At 68.4% G+C, this 17499-nt stretch carries 19 protein-coding genes; 6 read left to right on the forward strand and 13 right to left on the reverse strand.

Annotation, left to right across the window (positions count from 1 at the left end; translation table 11 throughout):
• Positions 1-50: 50 nt before the first annotated feature.
• The 6 genes from G3M57_RS07160 to miaA all read right to left on the reverse strand — a co-directional run bounded on the left by G3M57_RS07160 (position 51) and on the right by miaA (position 3928).
• A complete protein-coding gene (locus G3M57_RS07160) occupies positions 51-1856 on the reverse strand; it encodes an acetolactate synthase 3 large subunit (RefSeq protein WP_056761857.1) in 1806 nt (601 codons plus the stop codon).
• A 114-nt stretch (positions 1857-1970) separates the two neighbouring features.
• A complete protein-coding gene (locus G3M57_RS27915) occupies positions 1971-2018 on the reverse strand; it encodes a hypothetical protein (protein ID WP_369744215.1) in 48 nt (15 codons plus the stop codon).
• Positions 2019-2136: 118 nt separating this feature from the next.
• Positions 2137-2619, reverse strand: coding sequence for a CinA family protein (locus G3M57_RS07165; RefSeq protein WP_056761855.1), 483 nt, complete (start codon positions 2617-2619; stop codon positions 2137-2139).
• A gap of 9 nt (positions 2620-2628) precedes the next feature.
• The gene (locus G3M57_RS07170) at positions 2629-2829 is read right to left on the reverse strand and encodes a hypothetical protein (RefSeq protein ID WP_163229676.1); all 201 of its coding nucleotides are present in this window, start codon (positions 2827-2829) and stop codon (positions 2629-2631) included.
• Positions 2826-3056, reverse strand: a complete 231-nt coding sequence (locus G3M57_RS07175) for a hypothetical protein (protein WP_163229678.1) — start codon at positions 3054-3056, stop codon at positions 2826-2828. Before G3M57_RS07175 ends, G3M57_RS07170 begins: the two co-directional genes overlap by 4 nt.
• Positions 3053-3928 (reverse strand): tRNA (adenosine(37)-N6)-dimethylallyltransferase MiaA, encoded by an 876-nt coding sequence (gene miaA, locus G3M57_RS07180; protein ID WP_163229680.1) that lies wholly within the window; start codon positions 3926-3928, stop codon positions 3053-3055. Before miaA ends, G3M57_RS07175 begins: the two co-directional genes overlap by 4 nt.
• A 55-nt stretch (positions 3929-3983) precedes the next feature.
• Here miaA and G3M57_RS07185 point away from each other — a divergent pair, with 55 nt between their 5' ends.
• From G3M57_RS07185 to G3M57_RS07195, 3 genes are read left to right on the forward strand one after another with little or no spacing between them, the layout of a single operon-like run.
• Positions 3984-4445, forward strand: a complete 462-nt coding sequence (locus tag G3M57_RS07185) for a hypothetical protein (RefSeq protein ID WP_163229682.1) — start codon at positions 3984-3986, stop codon at positions 4443-4445.
• Positions 4446-4501: 56 nt separating this feature from the next.
• Positions 4502-5371: a phosphoserine phosphatase SerB gene (gene serB / locus G3M57_RS07190; RefSeq protein WP_163229683.1), complete on the forward strand. Its 870-nt coding sequence runs from the start codon at positions 4502-4504 to the stop codon at positions 5369-5371.
• Positions 5372-5403: 32 nt separating this feature from the next.
• Positions 5404-6051, forward strand: a complete 648-nt coding sequence (locus tag G3M57_RS07195; RefSeq protein WP_255355541.1) for an HAD family hydrolase — start codon at positions 5404-5406, stop codon at positions 6049-6051.
• A gap of 49 nt (positions 6052-6100) precedes the next feature.
• Here the strand turns inward: G3M57_RS07195 and hflC are convergent, their stop codons facing one another.
• The gene (hflC, locus tag G3M57_RS07200; protein WP_056761847.1) at positions 6101-6943 is read right to left on the reverse strand and encodes a protease modulator HflC; all 843 of its coding nucleotides are present in this window, start codon (positions 6941-6943) and stop codon (positions 6101-6103) included.
• A complete protein-coding gene (hflK, locus tag G3M57_RS07205) occupies positions 6943-8043 on the reverse strand; it encodes an FtsH protease activity modulator HflK (protein ID WP_056761845.1) in 1101 nt (366 codons plus the stop codon). Before hflK ends, hflC begins: the two co-directional genes overlap by 1 nt.
• A 97-nt stretch (positions 8044-8140) precedes the next feature.
• Between hflK and G3M57_RS07210 the strand changes: the two genes are divergently transcribed.
• Positions 8141-9253 carry an Mrp/NBP35 family ATP-binding protein gene (locus G3M57_RS07210; protein WP_163229685.1) on the forward strand — a complete coding sequence of 371 codons (1113 nt, stop codon included), beginning with the start codon at positions 8141-8143 and terminating at the stop codon, positions 9251-9253.
• Positions 9254-9347: 94 nt separating this feature from the next.
• Here the strand turns inward: G3M57_RS07210 and G3M57_RS07215 are convergent, their stop codons facing one another.
• The 5 genes from G3M57_RS07215 to G3M57_RS07235 all read right to left on the reverse strand — a co-directional run bounded on the left by G3M57_RS07215 (position 9348) and on the right by G3M57_RS07235 (position 14963).
• Positions 9348-10658, reverse strand: a complete 1311-nt coding sequence (locus tag G3M57_RS07215; protein ID WP_163229687.1) for an outer membrane protein transport protein — start codon at positions 10656-10658, stop codon at positions 9348-9350.
• Positions 10659-10935: 277 nt separating this feature from the next.
• Positions 10936-11844, reverse strand: a complete 909-nt coding sequence (locus G3M57_RS07220; protein ID WP_056762109.1) for an SDR family NAD(P)-dependent oxidoreductase — start codon at positions 11842-11844, stop codon at positions 10936-10938.
• A gap of 139 nt (positions 11845-11983) precedes the next feature.
• Positions 11984-12988: an HlyD family secretion protein gene (locus G3M57_RS07225; RefSeq protein WP_163229690.1), complete on the reverse strand. Its 1005-nt coding sequence runs from the start codon at positions 12986-12988 to the stop codon at positions 11984-11986.
• Positions 12989-13008: 20 nt separating this feature from the next.
• Positions 13009-13776 (reverse strand): ABC transporter ATP-binding protein, encoded by a 768-nt coding sequence (locus G3M57_RS07230; RefSeq protein WP_163229692.1) that lies wholly within the window; start codon positions 13774-13776, stop codon positions 13009-13011.
• Positions 13773-14963: an ABC transporter permease gene (locus G3M57_RS07235; RefSeq protein ID WP_163229694.1), complete on the reverse strand. Its 1191-nt coding sequence runs from the start codon at positions 14961-14963 to the stop codon at positions 13773-13775. The genes G3M57_RS07230 and G3M57_RS07235 overlap by 4 nt, the downstream gene beginning before the upstream one ends.
• A 311-nt stretch (positions 14964-15274) precedes the next feature.
• Here G3M57_RS07235 and G3M57_RS07240 point away from each other — a divergent pair, with 311 nt between their 5' ends.
• Both G3M57_RS07240 and G3M57_RS07245 read left to right on the forward strand, forming a co-directional pair.
• Positions 15275-16012, forward strand: a complete 738-nt coding sequence (locus tag G3M57_RS07240; protein ID WP_230983910.1) for an EF-hand domain-containing protein — start codon at positions 15275-15277, stop codon at positions 16010-16012.
• A gap of 145 nt (positions 16013-16157) precedes the next feature.
• Positions 16158-17438 (forward strand): NupC/NupG family nucleoside CNT transporter, encoded by a 1281-nt coding sequence (locus G3M57_RS07245; protein ID WP_163233676.1) that lies wholly within the window; start codon positions 16158-16160, stop codon positions 17436-17438.
• Positions 17439-17499 lie beyond the last annotated feature (61 nt).

The following is a 17499-nucleotide window of genomic DNA, read 5'->3' on the forward strand; positions in this document are numbered from 1 at the left end:
TCCTCATCCTGAGGCGCTCTCCGCAGGAGGGCCTCGAAGGACGCAGTGCGTTAGACCAGTCCCGCGCCCGCCGCTCCGATCACGTTGCCGATGTCCTCGACGTCGCCCATGATCATCTCGTTGTGGGCCTTACCCGAGGGGATCATCGGCAGGCAATTCTCGTGCTTCTCGACGCGGCAGTCGAAGACCACGACCTTGTCGCTGTTGATCATCTCCAGGATCTTGCCGTCCAGCTCGGCCGGGTCCGAGCAGCGGATGCCGACCGCGCCATAGGCCTCGGCCAGCTTCACGAAGTCGGGCAGGCTGTCGGAATAGGAGTGGCTGTAGCGCTCGCCATGCAGCAGCTGCTGCCACTGGCGGACCATGCCCATCCATTCGTTGTTCAGGATGAAGATCTTGACCGGCAGGTTGAACTGGATCGCCGTCGACAGCTCCTGGATGCACATCTGGATCGAGGCCTCGCCGGCGATGTCGACGACCAGGGCGCCCGGATGGGCCAGTTGCACGCCCAGGGCGGCGGGCAGGCCGTAGCCCATGGTGCCCAGGCCGCCGGAGGTCATCCAGCGGTTGGGCTCCTCGAACCGGAAGAACTGGGCCGCCCACATCTGGTGCTGGCCGACTTCCGTCGTGATGTAGACGTCCTTGTCACGGGTCAGGGCGTACAGGCGCTCGATGGCGTACTGCGGCTTGATGACCGTGTCGGAGCGCCGGTAGTTCAGGCACTGGCGGGCGCGCCACTGGTCGATCTGGGCCCACCAGTCGGTCAGGGCGGCCTTGTTGGCCTGGTGGCCGGCGGCCTTCCAGGCGGCGATCAGGTCCTCGAGCACGCTGCCGGCGTCGCCGACGATCGGCAGGTCGACGCGGACGTTCTTGTTGATCGACGAGGCGTCGATGTCGATGTGGATCTTCTTGCTGCCCGGCGAGAAGGCGTCGAGCCGGCCGGTGACCCGGTCGTCGAAGCGGGCGCCGACGCAGATCATCACGTCGCAGTCGTGCATGGCGTTGTTGGCCTCGAACGTGCCGTGCATGCCCAGCATGCCCAGCCACGCCGGGTCGGCGGCCGGGAAGGCGCCCAGGCCCATCAGGGTCGAGGTGACCGGCGCGCCGGTCAGGGCCGCGAACTCCCGCAAGGCTTCGGCCGCCTTGGGACCGGCGTTGATGACGCCGCCCCCGGTGTAGAAGATCGGTCGGCGAGCGCCGGCGATCAGTCGGGCGGCTTCGGCGATCCGGTTCTGGTCGCCCTTGACCCGCGGATTGTAGGCGTGGGTCGAGGCGACTTCGGTCGGGCCGTAATATTCGCCCTTGGCGAACTGGACGTCCTTGGGGATGTCGATCAGCACCGGGCCGGGCCGGCCGGTGGTGGCGATCTTGAAGGCCTCATGGATGATCTGCGGCAGGTCGCGGACGTCCTTCACCAGGTAATTGTGCTTTGTGCACGAGCGGGTCATGCCGACCGTGTCGGCTTCCTGGAAGGCGTCGGTGCCGATCAGGTGGGTGGGGACCTGGCCGGTGATGACGACCATCGGGATCGAGTCCATCAGGGCGTCCATGATGCCGGTGATGGCGTTGGTCGCCCCCGGGCCCGAGGTGACCAGCACGACGCCCGGCTTGCCCGAACTGCGGGCGTAGCCCTCGGCGGCGTGGGTCGCGCCCTGCTCGTGGCGAACCAGGATGTGCTGCAGGCGCGATTCGTGGAACAGCGCGTCGTAGATCGGCAGGACCGCGCCGCCCGGATAGCCGAACAGCACCTCGACGCCCTGGTCCACCAGGCCGCGGACCACGATCTCCGCGCCGGTCATGGCGCGGGAGGCGGTGTCGACGGCGGCCGAGCTCTCGATGGTCTGGTGGGCGGTCATGGCGGTGATCCCTGGGGTTGGGAAGCGAGGCGGCGGGAAGCGGGGAAGCGGAAAAGAAAAAAGGCCCCGAAGGACCTTTGTGCGCGCGACCGATCTATCAGCGTGACTTCGAGGTCACGCCGTGAACGGCCGCTCCATAAGTACGATCATGGTGTTGCGCACGAGTGTTGCTCCAAATGGATGATTGGGGAATGCCATGCTCGCCCAAGGGCGTCAAGGCGCGCTTTGACGCAAGAAACGACCCGTTGCGCCGGCGCAACGGCGTTCCGTCAGGCGAAATTCAACCCAAGCGTTCCAGGAGCAGGGCAAGGGCGTGCTCAGCGAAGCGCCGCATGTTCGTCTCGCGGTCGTCCAGGCCCGTCTCGACGGTAAGACTGACCTCGGTGTCCGGCCCGACTACGGCGGCGCAGCTGTGACCCGCCGCGTCGCCATAGCGGTTGCCGTCCGGCCCGGCCGCCCCGGTTTCCGAGAGTCCCCAGGTCGCCTTCAGGTTCTTGCCGGCCACCCGGGCCAGCAGCACGGCGTAGGGCTCGCTGGCCGAGCGCAGGCCGTCCATGGCCTTCTGCGGGATGTCTAGCAGGGTAAGCCGGGCGCGGGCCGTGTAGACCACCGCGCCGCCGACATAGAACTTCGACGCGCCGGACACGGCCAGCAGGGCCGCCGAAATCAGGCCGCCGGTCGAGGATTCGGCCACGGCGACGGTTTCACCCCGCTCAGTCAGGCGAGCGGCGACGGCGGCGGCGAGGCGGGCGAGTTCGGTCATGGATGTTCCCTAGTTTGCATCTTCGCTGAAAGCGATCTGATCCATCAGCGACTTGGCGCAGGCTGTCTCCTCAGACGTCACCCGCAGGCCGCGTTCGGCGATCAGCCGGTCGAACGTCGCCGCCATTTCCCGGCTTTGCGCAGCGGGGCCCTTGATGACACCGCCGTCGATCATCGTGACGATCCCGACGTCGGCGGCCTTGAAGGTCATTGGGCGAGCGGTTCGCCAAGCGCAGGGTCGGAAAGCCATGCGGGCGCATAGAGCCGGACGCGCTCGCCGTTGAGCGGTTCGGGCAAGCCAAGACTGAAGAGCAATCCTCCTTTGGAGTCTCTATCGACGACCATGCCCAGCTGCGCGTAGCTGGGCTGCTCGACGGGATCCGGCGTGGCGCAAGCGGTGAGGCCGGCCAAGGCGAAGAGCGTCAGCGCGTATTTCATGGAACCACCCTCTCCCAATCCGGCGTCTGGTTCCTGAACCAGGTCATCTGCCGCTTGGCGTAGCGCCGCGTCTCCTGCCGCGCGGCTTCCAGCGCCTCGTCCAGGCTCGTCTCGCCCCGCAGATGAGCGGCCAGTTCGCGGTAGCCGACGGCCTTGAGGGCGGGCAGGGACGGGTCCAGGCCGCGCGCTTCCATGGCCGCCACCTCGTCCAGGGCGCCGTGCTCAACCATCAGGCCCAGGCGGGTGTCGCAGCGCTCGTAGAGCTCGGCGCGCGGCGGCTCCAGCACGACGCCCCGCCAGCTCCCCGCCGCCAGGGCCGGTCGGGTGTCGGTCTGCCAGGCGGTCAGCGACTTGCCGGTGGCCACAGCCACGGCGTGGGCCCGGACCAGGCGTTGGCGGTCGCCGACCTCGATACGGGCCTCGGCCTGAGGGTCGAGCGTGGCCAGCACGTCGCGGAATTCGGGCTCGCCCTGGGCCGCGTAGAGCAGGGCCGAGATCTCGCGCTGGCTTTCAGGCACCGGCGGCACGTCGGCCAAGCCGTGGGTCAGGGCGCGGAAATAGAGGCCCGTGCCGCCGACCAAGATGGCAGGACGGCCGCGCGCCGCGATCTCCGCCAAGGCGTGAGTCGCCGCCGCCAGCCAGCGCCCGACCGACCAACCGTCGGCGGCGTCGGCGACGCCGAACAGGTGGTGCGGCGCCTGGGCCAGCTCGTCGGGCGACGGTCCGGCCGTCAGCATCCGCAGGCCGGCATAGATCTGCATGGAATCGGCGTTGACGATCTCGCCGCCGGTCTCGCGCGCCAGTTTCAGGGCCAGGGCGGACTTGCCGCTGGCGGTTGGCCCGGCGATAAGGACGATCTTTGTATCAGGCAATCTCGGGTCGAGTCCTTTTCCGGTCTCGAGGGGTTCGCGTTATCGGGGACAAACCATGAAAACCACCTTCGGCGCCATCCTGGCCGGCGTTCTTGTCTTGACCGCGTCTTCGGCCCTGGCCGCATCGGGCGATCGCACCACGCCAGCCCAGGCGACCGCCGAGACGGCGCCTCAAGCCGAAGGGCCCGCCACCCTGGACGAACGCCTGGGCTGCGGCGTGATGCTGGTGACCATCGACGAAGTGCTGCAGCGCAATCCGCAACTGGCGGCGAAGTTCTCGCAGGGCAACAGCGCCGGGGCGGCGATGGTCCCGATGTTCAAGCTGCTGGGCGTCAGCGGCGGCCAGGTGCTGGACAAGGCCTATGCGGAGGGCGTGGCCCAGGGCTCGACGCCCTCGACGCTGTACCGCCGAGGCGTGGCCGCGCTGTCGGCCAAGATCAACCAGGACGGCGGCGGCAAGGACCAGGCCATGGCGGTGTTCAGCCGTTGCATGTCGGTGGCCGCGCCCCAATCCTGAGCCTTCGGAACGCTTGAAGGTTGACGCGGGCGGCTTCCTCCAATAGCCGCCCCGTCATGCTCGCGATCACACTCGTCTCGCCCGACCCTGCCGCCCTCGCGCAGGCCGCCGCCGTCGTGCGCGCCGCCGTGGCGATCACGTCGGATATTCCGCTGGGGGAGGGCGCGCTGGACCTGCTGGCCGACTCGCCGCCGGTCGAGACGCACCAGGCGGTGAAGGCCGCCGTCGGCGCCCTGCCGGTCGACTTCGCCGTCCAGCCGGTCGAGAACCGCCGCAAGCGGCTGCTGATCGCCGACATGGACTCCACGATCATCAATGTGGAGTGCCTGGACGAACTGGCCGACTTCGCCGGGGTCAAGGACAAGGTGTCGGAGATCACCGAACGGGCGATGCGCGGCGAATTGGCCTTCGAGGGCGCGCTGCGCGAGCGGGTCGGCATGCTCAAGGGCCTGTCGGTTGACGCCCTGCAGGCCTGCTACGACGACCGCGTGAAGCTCAATCCCGGGGCGCGGACCCTGGTGCGGACCATGGCGGCCCACGGCGCTCGCTGCGCCCTGGTCTCGGGGGGCTTCACCTTCTTCACCTCGCGCGTCGCCGACGCCGCCGGTTTCCACCTGAACCGCGCCAACACCTTGATCGAGGCGGGCGGCCTCCTGACTGGCACGGTCGGCGATCCGATCCTGGGCAAGGAGGCCAAGCTGGCGGCCCTGCGGGAGGAGACCGCGGCGCTGGGACTGATCCCCGCCGACGCCCTGGCCGTGGGCGACGGCGCCAACGATCTAGCGATGATCGAGGCCGCGGGCCTGGGCGTCGCCTACCGCGCCAAGCCGATCGTCGCGGCCCAGGCCCACGCCAAGGTCGACCACGCAGACCTCACCGCCTTGCTCTACTTCCAGGGCTACACCGCCGCGGAGTTCGCCTCGTGACCTTCCCACGCGGCGTCCCCTTTCCGGAAGAGATTCGGGCGGTGGTGTTCGACATGGACGGGCTGCTGCTGGACACCGAGACCGTCTACCAGGCGGCGATGATCGAGGCGGGCCAGGCGTTTGGCGTCGACTTCACGGCCGCCACCTACCGCTCGATGGTCGGCAAGACCAACCCGGAATGCGGGATGATGCTGCGAGAGCTCTACGGCGCCGGCTTCCCGGTCGAGGACTATTTCGCCCGCACCTGGGCCGACGTTGAGGCGATCCTTGAGGCCGAGGTGCGGCTGAAGACCGGGGTGATGGAGATCCTCGACTACCTGGACTCCCTGGGCGTCCCGCGCGCCATCGCCACCTCCAACAGCCGCCAAGCCGTCGACCGCTATCTAGGCCGCTTCGACCTGGTCAAACGTTTCCACGCGGTGGTCGCCAACGCCGACGTCGTCCGCCACAAGCCGCATCCTGACCCGTATCTGGAAGCCGCCCGCCGGCTGAACGTGCACCCGACCCTGTGCCTGGCCTTGGAGGATTCCCACCCGGGCGTCCGCGCGGCCCACGCGGCGGGGATGATGACGATCATGGTGCCGGACATTCTCGATCCGAATGAAGAGATGCACGACAAGTGCGTGCACATCGCGGAGAGCCTGCACGTGGTCATGGACCTGCTGAAGGCGGCGGCTTAGAGCCGTCCAGCCGGGACTTCCTTCTCCCGCAAGGGGGAGAAGGATCAGGTCAGCCCGCCGGACCCTTCTCGAAATATTTGAAGAACGCGCTGTCGGGCGACAGCACCAGGGTGGTGTCGCCCTGGCCCAGCGCCTTCTCGTAGGCCGACATCGAGCGATAGAAGGCGGCGAAACCCGGGTCGCGGCCGAAGCTTTCGGCGAACAACTGGGCGCGCTGGGCATCGGCCTGGCCGCGGATCTTCTCGGCTTCCTCAGTCCCCGTCGCGATGATTTCCAGCCGCTGTTGCTCGCCCTTGGCCCGCAGTTCGGCGGCTTCGCGTTGACGTGCGGTGCGCATGCGTTCGAAGACCGCCTGCTGGTTGGCCTCGGGCAGGTCGGCGCGCTTGATGCGCACATCGATGACCTGTACGCCCAGGTTCGAGGTCGCGGCGCGGCGGACCATGTCGTCGCGAGTCCGCTTGGTAAGGGCGGCGCGACCGCCGGAGACGATCTCCTCGGACGAGGCCCGGCCCAGTTCCTGACGCAGCGATGAGTTGACTAGGCGGGTCAGGCGGTCGGCGGCGGTGCGTTCGTCGCGCAGGGTGCGGTAGAATTGGCGCGGGTCGGTGACGCGATAGCGGACGAAGGCGTCGACCACCAGGCGCTGGGCGTTCGACGCCATGATCTCCTCTTGGTCGACGTTGAGCGCGATGCTGCGATTATCGAACCGCACGACGTTTTCGACGAAGGGCGTCTTCAGGTGCAGGCCGGGCGACTCGACCTCGCGGATCGGATCGCCGAAACGGACGATCAGCGCCTGCTGGCGCTGGTCCAGTTGATAGACGGTCTGGGAGAGAAGGATCAGGGCGCCGATGGCCAAGGCGGCTCCGGCGAACAGGCGACGATCGGTCATCAGTTGGCTCCCGCCGGCGTGGAAGAGGTGACTCGAGCGGTCGAGGTGCGCGGGCGGAAGGCGTCGGGGGGCAGAATGATCGGGGCGCTGGCGCCCTTGCTGTCGACCACCACCTTGTTCGACCGGGCCAGCACGCGCTCCATGGTCTCGATGTAGAGGCGTTCGCGGGTGACGGCCGGGGCCAGCTTGTACTGGTCATAGACCTGGTTGAAGCGAGCGGCCTCGCCCGAGGCTTCACGGACCACCTGGGCGCTGTAGCCGCGCGCGGCCTGCACGACCTTGGCGGCTTCGCCGCGGGCGATGTTGGCGTTTGACTCGGCGTTCTGGCCGGCGGCGGTGACGTCCTGGAAGGCGGCGATCACCGGTGGCGGCGGGTTGGCGGCGCGGATTTGCACGCCGTCGATGAACACGCCGGCCTGATAGCGGTCGAGAATGGCCTGGGTCAGGCTGCCCGCTTGGTCCTGCACCTGGCCGCGGGCGGTCGTCAGGATGGGCTGGAGGGCGGTCTTGCCGATCACCTCGCGCATCGCGCTCTCGGCCACGGCCTTGATCGCCGCGTCGGGGTCACGAAGGTTGAACAGGTACTTGGCCGGGTCGGAGATGCGGTACTGAACCGAGAAGCTGAGATCGACGATGTTCTCGTCGCCGGTCAGCATCAAGCTTTCGTCGGGCAGGGGCGCGGTGGGAACGCCGCCCACGTCGATGCGCTGGAGCGAGGTGACCGAGACCTTCTCGACCTGTTCGATCGGGAAGGGCAGGTGATAGCGCAGGCCGGGCGAAGCGGTGCGCGAATAGGCGCCGAAGGTCGTGACCACGGCTTGCTCGTCGGGCTGCACCACGTACGATCCGGACATCGCCCATAGGCCGACAGCCACCGCCGCCGAGATGGCGAGCGCGCGGGACCGGCGCGGGCCGCCGAGGACCTGGCGCATCCGGTCGGACAGCCGTTCGAGCAGGGCGTTGACGTCGATGGGCGGCGGCGGACCGCCGGGACCGCTCGGACGCGGCTCTTCGCCCCGGTTACGATCCGCGTCCTTCTTGCCGTCGTTCGGCGGCGGGGATCCCCAGGGTCCGGGGCCGGCGTTGTCGTTCCAGGGCATGGGCGGCTTGGTCTTCCGTCACAACGAAGGGCGGGGTTGTAAAACGACCCCCGCACGCGGATATGAAAGCCCCCGCAGAACAAGGCAAGACAATCCCGTGACCGCAGCTTCCCCCGCCACCCTCGACGACGCCCGCGCGGCGCTGGACCTGATCGTCGATCCGGTCTCCGGCGAAGGCCTGGTGGCGGCCGGTCTGGTGCAGGGCCTGGTGGTCCGCGCCGGTCGCGCCGGTTTCATGCTGGAGGTCCCGGCGTCCCAGGCGGCGACCTACGCCCCGGTGCGTGAGGCGGCCGAGAAGGTGCTGGCCGGCTTGCCGGGCGTCGACGTCGCCCAGGTGGTGCTGACCGCCCAGGCCGCCGAGGGCGCGACGCGGGTGCGCAAGGGCGCCAAGGTTTCCGAAGACGGCCAGGCCAGGCTGGTCCCGCCGCCGGAGGCCGAGAAGCCGGCCCATGTGAAGCACGTGATCGCCGTCGCCTCGGGCAAGGGCGGGGTGGGCAAGTCGACCGTGGCCACCAACCTGGCCTGCGCCTTCGCCGCCCTAGGCTTGCGGGTCGGGCTGCTGGACGCCGACGTCTACGGGCCCTCGGCCCCGCGGATGATGGGCGTCGACGGCGAGCCCAGCTTCGAGGACGGCAAGCTGCAACCGCTGGAGGCCCATGGGATCAGGCTGATGTCGATCGGTTTCCTGGTCGACGAGGGCAAGGCGATGATCTGGCGCGGTCCCATGGCGTCGTCGGCCGTGCGCCAGATGATCCACGACGTGGCCTGGGGCTCGGAGGCCGCGCCGATGGACGTGCTGGTCGTCGACCTGCCGCCCGGCACCGGCGACATCCAGCTGACCCTGGTCCAGAAGCTGCGGATCGACGGCGCGGTGCTGGTGACCACGCCCCAGGAGATCGCCCTGATCGACGCCCGCCGGGCCGCGGCGATGTTCGGCAAGACCGCCACGCCGATACTGGGCCTGATCGAGAACATGGCCTTCTTCGCCGACCCGGCCACGGGCGCCCCGATCCCGATCTTCGGGGCCGGGGGCGGGGTGGCGGAGGCCAAGGCGCTGGGGGTGCCGGTCCTGGCCCAGGTCCCGATCGAGATCGCCGTGCGCGAGGCGGGGGACGCGGGGACCCCCGTGGTGCTGCGCGCGCCAGACAGCGCCGCGGCCAAGGCGTTCGTCGGGGCGGCGAAGGCGCTGTGGGACGGGGTGAAGGAATAGTTCGCCATGGGGCTTCCCCTGCGGGGGAGGATCAAAAGAAAAAGGCCGCCCGGATCGCTCCGGACGGCCTCCTTTCGTCAACTCACGCCAGGGCTTAGAAGCTCCAGCGCAGGCCCGTCGACAAGACCACGGCCGAGCCCCCGACGTCGCCCTTGAGGTTCAGGGTCGTCGCCGCGGCGGTGCCGCGATAGATCGTTTCGGTGCGGTTGATCTTGGTGTCGTCGAAGCTGATGTACGACAAGGCCGCGTCCCACTGGATGGCGTCGGTGGCCTTCCAGGTCGAGCCGATGGCGTACAGCATGCGGTCGCCGTCTGGCACGCGGGCGGTGCGGCCGACGTCCGGGGTCGGGGTCGGATCGTACTGCACGCCGGCCCGGAGGGTCAGCTTGTCGTTGACGTCATGATCGACGCCGACCGCCACGGTCGTGGTGTCCTTGTAGTTCTGCTCGCTGACGCTGCCGCCGTTCGGATAGGTGACGACGATCTGGTCGAACTCGCTCCAGCCGATGCGCGAGACCGAGGCGTTCAGGGTGGTCTTGTCGGTCACCTGCCAACGGGCGCCCAGGTTGGCCATCCACGGGGTGGTGATCGTCGCCTTGCCGTCGGTGTCGACATTGGCCGCGGCGAGCGGGCCCAGCAGGCCGGAGACGACCACGTGGCCGTCCAGCTTGTGCTTGATCTCCGAGCGATACGAGGCGCCGATGGTCAGGGCCGGGGTGGCGTGGAACTGGGCGCCGACGTTCCAGCCGTAGTCCCAGTTGCCGTCGCCCTTCAGCGACGAGGAGCCGTCGGGCAGCAGGGGCGACAGGTTGGGCAGGGCCGAGCTCAGTTCGGCGTCGGTGTACTGGGCCGAAACGCCTACGCCGAGGTCCAGCATGTCGTTGACGCGGTAGGCGACCACGCCGTTGACGTCGATGGTCTTCAGGTTCGACTTCAGGGCGTCGTAGCGGGTCCAGCTGCGGCTGTTGTAGTCGGTGGTGAAGTTGTAGGGCGCGGCGACGGACAGGCCGACGGCCAGCTTGTCGTTGACGCGGAAGGCGCCGGCCAGGTTGGGCACGATGCCGTTGTTGATCGGGCCGCCGGCATAGGGCTCGCCGCCGACCGGGGTGGTCAAGCCGCCGGGGATGACCGGGCGGGTCAGGGTCGAACCGGCGTTGTTGACCTGGGAGTCGACCTGGACCAGGTGCACGCCGCCGTAGATCTCGTTCTTGTCGAGGCCGGCGATCGAGGCGGGGTTCCACCACAGGCTGGCGGCGCCGCGGTCGGCGACCTCGCCCGAATAGGCGCGACCGGCGCCGCGCACCGATTGTTCCTGCAGGTAGAAGGCGGCGGCCGAGGCCTGAGAAGCCGCGACCAGCGTGGCGAGCGCCACGCCGGCGGCGAGGGAGATACGCGTAATGGACATGAGAGACGACCTTCTGGGGAGGAAGCTCCGGCGCCCTTGCTGGCGCCGGTTGCCGTCGCTCTAACGCATCCAGTCAAAAACCGTTGCTATTTATTCGCAAAACCGTGAATTTTGTGCAGAGCGCCCAAGAATGTCGGCGTCGAACAGGATCTATATTTCGATGTTCTGTCAGTTACGTTTGAAGTTGCCTGAAAAGGACGCGGAAAAGCTGACGTAAGGGAAATCTACGCCACGTTCTTCCGCGTCACAATTCAAGATCTCGCCTTCGCGAGCGGAATTAACCGCCCGCCAGCTTGCGGAAGAACTTCGCGCCCTGTTCGCCGCCATTGAAGTAGGCTTTCTGGTCGGCCTCGGCGGTGATGCTGTCCCAGTTGTCGCGAACCTCCTCGGCCGAGAGGCCGCCCTCGCCCAGATAGACGCCTTCGGTCTCGAAGATCCGCGACAGGGCGAAGGCGCCGGCGCCGGCGGTCAGGATCGCGCCGGTCGGGGCGTCTTCCGACACCAGATAGACCACGCCCGGGGTGACATATTCCGGCTTCAGCTTCTCCAGAACCTCCGGCGGCATCAGGCCCTCGGTCATGCGGGTGGCGGCGACCGGGCTGATGGCGTTGATCTTGACGTTGTTCTTGGCGCCTTCCAGCTTCAGCGTGTTCATCAGGCCCAGCACCGCCATCTTGGCCGCGCCGTAGTTGGACTGGCCGAAATTGCCGTACATGCCCGAGGACGAGGTGGTCACGACGATGCGGCCGTAGTTCTGGGCTTTCATGATGTCCCAGACCGCCTTGATCGGCTTGAAGGTGCCGAACACGTGGACCTGGATCACCGCCTCGAAGTCGGCCAGCTCCATCTTGGTCAGGGTGCGGTCGCGCAGGATGCCGGCGTTGGCGACCAGGATGTCGATCCGGCCCCACTTTTCCATCGTGGTCTTGACCATGTCGGCGACGCCGGCGTCGTCGGTCACCGACGCGCCATGGGCGATGGCCTGGCCGCCGAAGGCCTCGATCTCGGCCACGACAGCCTTGGCCGCCTCGGACGAGCCGCCCGAGCCGTCGACGCTGGCTCCAAGGTCGTTGACCACCACCTTGGCCCCGCGCCGCGCCAGCTCCAGCGCATGCTGCCGGCCCAAGCCCCCGCCCGCTCCCGTGACGATCGCCACCTGACCGTCGAACCGGATATCGTCCGCCATGCTCATATCTCCCTCAAACGCGTGTTTTGTTTGGGGCGTTTGTGCGGTGCGGGAGAATTGGCGTCAAGAGAGCGGTCCACCCGTCCGGTCCGGCTCAACGCATATGCGATAGCCCCGCCCGGGAGGGGAGGAGGGCGCCTTACGCCTTCTTCTTGTCGCCGCCGGCCACCGGCGGCTTGGGCTGGTCGCGCTTCACGCCGGCCCTCTGGCCGGGCTTCATGAACTTCACCAGCACGCGCTGGCCGACCAGGATCGGGGCGCCGTCGGCGCTGACCACCACCTCGACGACGCGCTCGTCGCTGCGTTGGCTCGGATCGTCGGAGGCCAGCTTGCGGGCCCCGAACACGGCGGCGCGGCGGAGCACCTTTCCGACATAGGTCTTGGTCGGGTCGGCTTCCGGCTGGATCTCGACCTCCTGCCCGATCGTGATGTTGGGGATGTCGGCCTCGACGATCTCGGCGCGGACGATGCGAGCGGTTTGCGGCTCGAGGTCGAACATCGGGGTGACGTTCAGGGTCGAGGCGCCGGCGCCGGGATTGGCGTAGCGACGGGCGATGCGGCCGTTGGCGGGCGCGCGGATCACCGTCAGTTCCTGGTTGTAGCGGGCCTGGGCCAGTTGGGCCGTCGCCACCTGGATCGCGGCCTGCTGGGCCTGGATGTTGGCGTTGGCCGACGAGATCTGGTCCTGAGCGGCGTCCAGGCGCTGGCCGGCCACGAAGTTGGCGGCCGACAGGTTCTGCAGACGCTTGTACTCGCGTTGGCCCGTGTGCAGCTGCACCTGGTAGACGGCGACCTGGGCGCGGGCCGACGCCAGGCTGGCCGACGCGGTGTCGGCGGCCAGGCGGGCGTCGTCGTCCTCCTGCTTGGCTAGGGCCTGGCCGGCCACCACGTCCTGGCCTTCCTGCACGAACACTTCGCGCACGATGCCTTGGCGACGCGCAGCCACCTGGATGATGCCGCCCTCGACGTCGGCCTTGCCGTTGGCGATGGCCGCGTAGGGGCTCGGCTCTTCCTGGACGGCGGCGGCCTCGAGCTTCTTCTTCTTCTCGGCGGCCTGTGTCTTCATGAAGAAGAACCCGCCGCCGCCGAGCGCGAACACGGCGAGGATGATCCAGAAGGCGGGGCGGCGCAGGAACGCGGGCATTGCGGGGCTTCCTCGGAAAATCAGTGGCTGAGCGGCGTGGGATTGGCGTCGGGCGTCCGGCGCACGTCGTCCAGGATCCGGCCGTCTTCGATATGGATGACGCGGTCGGCGTAGGCTTCCAGCCGCGGGTCGTGGGTGACGCAGATCACCGCCGCGCCGCGTTCGGTGGCGGCCTGGCGCAGCAGGCGGATGACGATCTCGCCGCTCTTGCCGTCCAGGGCCGAGGTCGGCTCGTCGGCGAAGATCAGGTTCGGGTTCTTGGCCAGGGCGCGGGCGATGGCTACGCGCTGCTTCTCGCCGCCCGACAACTCGGACGGACGCTGGTTGACGCGCGGGCCCAGGCCCACCGACTCCAGCGCCGCCTGGGCCCGACGACCCGCTTCGCCCGGGCCGACGCCTTGGTACTTCAGCGCCGTCATCACCTGCTGTTTGGCGGTCAGGGCGGGGAAAAGGTTGAAGCCCTGGAAGATGAAGCCGCAATGGTCGAGGCGGAACTTGTCGATCTTGCCCGGCGACAGCTTCCAAAGGTCGGCGGCCTCCAGGGCCTGGACCTTGCCTTCGTCGGGCTTCAGCAGGCCCGACAAGGCCGCCACCAGGGTCGATTTGCCCGAGCCCGACGGGCCCATGACCATGGTCACGTCGCCATGCCTGGCGTCGAAATCGACGCCCTTGAGCACCTCGATGAAGGTGCGTCCCGTCTTGAAGCGCTTGACCAGGCCCTTGGCCGTCAGCGCGCTTTCGCCATGAGTGAAGGCGCTGACGCCCTTGATCGTGAGGGGCGCGTTCATCGCAGCAGGTCCGCGGGTTGACTGTTCTTGAGGACGCCCAGCGACAGGAGGCCCGACACCATGGCGATGACGATCAGGAACACGGCGACCACGACCACCAGCACCGGCGGGAACGACATCGGCACGCCGCCGGCGGTGGCCGCCAGCGAAACCAGCCAGGTCAGGGCGGCCGAGGCGACCACCCCGACAATGCCGACCCAGAAGCTGAGCTCGATGACGATGTTGCGCAGGTCGCCCATCGACACGCCCAGGGCGCGCAGGGACGCGAACTCCTTGATGTTGGCCATGATCGCCCCGCGCAGGGTCTGCCAGGTGATCACGACCCCGATCAGCAGGCCCAGGAACGCCGAGAAGCCCAGGATGATGCCAATGATCTGGTCGTCCAGCATGGCGCCGGAATTGGCGTCCGCCAGCTCCTGGCGGGTCCAGGCGCGGAACTTGCCGTCGCCCTTCTTGTTCAGCTGGGCGGCGACGATCTCGGCGCGGGCTGGGTCACGGATCTGCACCATCAGCGGCCCGACGCGCTGGCCGGTGTCGGCCTCGCCTAGCATCCGCAGGGTGTCGCGCGACATCACCAAGGTCGGCTGGATAATGTTGGGGTAGCCGTGGGTGATGACGCCGATGGTGATGGTCTTGCCGTTGTAGAGGGCCTTGTCGCCCTTCTTGACGCCAAGGCGCTTGAGGGCGGTCTGGTCGACCGCCACGGCGTAGGGCTGGCGCAGGGCCTCGACCATGCTCAGCGTGTAGTCGGTAGGGACGGTGACGAAGCCGGGGATCGCGTCGATCACCGTGACGTTGACGAACTCGCTCTTGCGGCCGCCTCCGCCGCCCTTGCCGCCCTGCTTGGCGCGGGCGTCGGCCTTGGCCTGCTCCTCCGCCGACAGGATGTTTTGGAAACGGCCGCCCGAGCCGTCCAGCGGCGCCACCTGCAGCACTTCGGGGTGGCTGTAGACCAGGGGGATCATCCGGCGCGGCAGGCCCGAGGGGCCGCCGAACAGCGCCTTGGCGCCTGGGCCCAGCACCATGATGTCGGCCCGGGCGCGGTCGATCTGGGCGGTGAAGCCCTTGCCGATGCCGACGAAGATGCCGACCTGGGCCAGCACCAGCAAACCCGAGAAGGCCAGGGCGACGACGGCCGCCATGTACCGACGCCACTCATACAACAGTGTGGCCAAGGCCAGCGACATGCTCGCAACGCTCCCCAAATCCAGGGTTGCAGCAATGCCCGGTGAACTTCAAGCGGCCAAGTTAAATCGGGGTAAGGCGTAGTTCGCGCGTGCCAAAAGCGAAGCCGTGCGGGTTTCGCCGGCGGAGCGGCGCGCGGGCCAGTTGGTCAAGCTTTTCGATATCGGTCCGATGTATCGACAACCGGCGGCATTGTGTCGGAGCCGTAACGCCCTGAAATAGGGCATGTTTTTCGCATTTCGCTCTCCGCGTCGGACCTTCGGCGCGGGCGTGCGGCGCAGTAACCGGCGCTCCCTCCACAAAGGAGAGACAGATGACCATCTCCAGTCTCGGATCGTCCTCGCTGTTGCAGCAGCTGCTGCAGGCGAGGGCGTCCGCCTCGACCCAGGCGCCCGACACCGGCGCGGCGTCAAGCAGCGCGCTCGGCCAGGCCGGGCAAAACCTGCCGTCGGGCGGCCGGAACGGTCCGCCGCCGCCAATGCAGGGCTGGTCCTCGTCGGGCCAGGGTTTCAGCGCCGATACGTTGGCCTCGCTGCTGAGCACGCAGCAGACCGACCAAGGCGACCGGGCCGCCTCGATGTTCGCCGACGCCGACGCGGACGGCGACGGGGCCGTGACCAGCGACGAACTGGCCACGGCCATGGCCGCCCACGCCCCGTCGGACTTGCCGGCCGGCGCGCCCAGCGCCACGGACATGGCGTCCAACATGTTGACCGACGGCGATTCCGACGGCGACGGTTCGCTGTCGCTTAGTGAGTTCCAGGCCCTGAAGCCGCCACACGGCGGCCCGCCGCCCGGACCGCCGCCCAGCGACGGGGTGGGCGACACCGCGGCGTCGACCAGCGACTCGACCGACGCCGCCGACCTGAACGGCGATGGCGTGGTCTCGGCCGATGAACTGGCCCAGACCCTGACCTCGGCGGCCGACAGCCTGGGGGGCGACGTGTCCAGCGACGCCTCCGACCTGATGCAGAAGCTGCTCAGCCAGTTGGTCAGCAGCCTGACCAGCGCGACCAGCCCGGACGCCACCTCGGTCGACGTGGCCGCCTAGGTCTTGCGCGAGGGTCGGGCGGATCGGCCGGCCCTCGCGCTTTCCTGCGCATGGCCCTTGCGCCGCGCCCCCCATTCATAGTCATTTGGGCCCTTGGATGGCGTCGCGGGGGCGTCGCCTCATCAGTTAAGGTCCTTCCGTCTTGATCTTCCTTCCCGAGAACGTCCAGGCCTTGGCGGGCGTGGCGCTGATCCTCGGCCTTTGCTGGCTGGTGTCCGAGAACCGCAAGCGCTTCCCGCTGGTGCTGGCCGTCTGCGCGATCGCCATCCAGCTGGTCCTGGTGTTCGTGCTGTTCAAGCTGCCGGCGATGCGCAGCGCGCTGCAGGGCGTGAACGGCGCGGTGGAAGGGCTGGCCTCGTCGACCCAGGCGGGGACCAACTTCGTGTTCGGCTACCTGTCGGGCACGACGCCGCCCTATACCGAGACCAATCCGGGGGCCGGTTTCCTGTTCGCCTTCCGAGTCATGCCGGTGATCCTGGTGGTCTGCGCCCTGTCGGCGCTGCTGTGGCACTGGGGCATCTTGAAGTGGCTGGCCAAGGGCCTGGGCTTCCTGTTCCAGAAGACCCTGGGCCTGCGCGGTCCGCCCGCCCTGGCTACCGCCGCCACCATCTTCATGGGCCAGATCGAGGGGCCGATCTTCATCCGCGCCTATCTGGAGCGCCTGACCCGCTCTGAGCTGTTCATGCTGATCGCGGTCGGCATGGCCTGCGTGTCCGGCTCGACCATGGTGGCCTACGCCACCATCCTGCACGACGTGCTGCCCAACGCCGCCGCCCACGTGCTGGCCGCCTCGCTGATCTCGGCCCCCGCCGGCGTTCTGCTGGCCCGGATCATGGTGCCCGGCGATCCCAGCGAGAAGTCCGACGACCTGGACCTCGCCGAGGGCGACAAGACCTATGGCAGCTCGATCGACGCCGTCATGAAGGGCACCACGGACGGCCTGCAGATCGCCTTGAACGTCGGCGCCACCCTGATCGTCTTCATCGCCCTGGCCACCATGGTCGACAAGATCCTGTTCGCCCTGCCGATGGTGGGCGGCGAGCACCTCAGCATCGCCCGCATCCTGGGCGTGGTCTTCTCGCCCCTGGCCTGGGCCATGGGCGTGCCTTGGAAGGAAGCTGGCGCGGCCGGCGGCCTGCTGGGCGTCAAGCTGATCCTGACGGAGTTCACCGCCTTCATCCAGATGGCCAAGACCGGTCCGGAGCTGCTGGACCCGCGCACCCGGATCATCATGACCTATGCGCTGTGCGGCTTCGCCAACATCGGCTCGGTGGGCATGAACGTCGCCGGCTTCTCGGTGCTGGTGCCCCAGCGCCGGCAGGAGGTGCTGGGCCTGGTCTGGAAGGCGATGATGGCCGGCTTCCTGGCCACCTGCCTGACCGGCTCGCTGATCGGCCTGATGCCGCGGGCCTGGTTCGGGCTGTAAGGTCCTTCCTTCCCTCGCGGAACCGAAGCATCCTCCCGGTCGCAAGCCGGGAGGATTTCTT

The organism is Caulobacter rhizosphaerae, assembly GCF_010977555.1.
In the GTDB taxonomy this organism is placed as follows: Bacteria; Pseudomonadota; Alphaproteobacteria; order Caulobacterales; family Caulobacteraceae; genus Caulobacter; species Caulobacter rhizosphaerae.

Excerpts from the sequence above, each read along its gene's own strand:
- G3M57_RS07160 (WP_056761857.1), bottom strand. The coding sequence starts at position 1,856 with ATGACCGCCCACCAGACCATCGAGAGCTCGGCCGCCGTCGACACCGCC.
- G3M57_RS07165 (WP_056761855.1), bottom strand. The coding sequence starts at position 2,619 with ATGACCGAACTCGCCCGCCTCGCCGCCGCCGTCGCCGCTCGCCTGACT.
- G3M57_RS07170 (WP_163229676.1), bottom strand. The coding sequence starts at position 2,829 with ATGACCTTCAAGGCCGCCGACGTCGGGATCGTCACGATGATCGACGGC.
- G3M57_RS07175 (WP_163229678.1), bottom strand. The coding sequence starts at position 3,056 with ATGAAATACGCGCTGACGCTCTTCGCCTTGGCCGGCCTCACCGCTTGC.
- G3M57_RS07185 (WP_163229682.1), top strand. The coding sequence starts at position 3,984 with ATGAAAACCACCTTCGGCGCCATCCTGGCCGGCGTTCTTGTCTTGACC.
- serB (WP_163229683.1), top strand. The coding sequence starts at position 4,502 with ATGCTCGCGATCACACTCGTCTCGCCCGACCCTGCCGCCCTCGCGCAG.
- hflC (WP_056761847.1), bottom strand. The coding sequence starts at position 6,943 with ATGACCGATCGTCGCCTGTTCGCCGGAGCCGCCTTGGCCATCGGCGCC.
- hflK (WP_056761845.1), bottom strand. The coding sequence starts at position 8,043 with ATGCCCTGGAACGACAACGCCGGCCCCGGACCCTGGGGATCCCCGCCG.
- G3M57_RS07215 (WP_163229687.1), bottom strand. The coding sequence starts at position 10,658 with ATGTCCATTACGCGTATCTCCCTCGCCGCCGGCGTGGCGCTCGCCACG.
- G3M57_RS07220 (WP_056762109.1), bottom strand. The coding sequence starts at position 11,844 with ATGGCGGACGATATCCGGTTCGACGGTCAGGTGGCGATCGTCACGGGA.
- G3M57_RS07225 (WP_163229690.1), bottom strand. The coding sequence starts at position 12,988 with ATGCCCGCGTTCCTGCGCCGCCCCGCCTTCTGGATCATCCTCGCCGTG.
- G3M57_RS07230 (WP_163229692.1), bottom strand. The coding sequence starts at position 13,776 with ATGAACGCGCCCCTCACGATCAAGGGCGTCAGCGCCTTCACTCATGGC.
- G3M57_RS07235 (WP_163229694.1), bottom strand. The coding sequence starts at position 14,963 with ATGTCGCTGGCCTTGGCCACACTGTTGTATGAGTGGCGTCGGTACATG.
- G3M57_RS07240 (WP_230983910.1), top strand. The coding sequence starts at position 15,275 with ATGACCATCTCCAGTCTCGGATCGTCCTCGCTGTTGCAGCAGCTGCTG.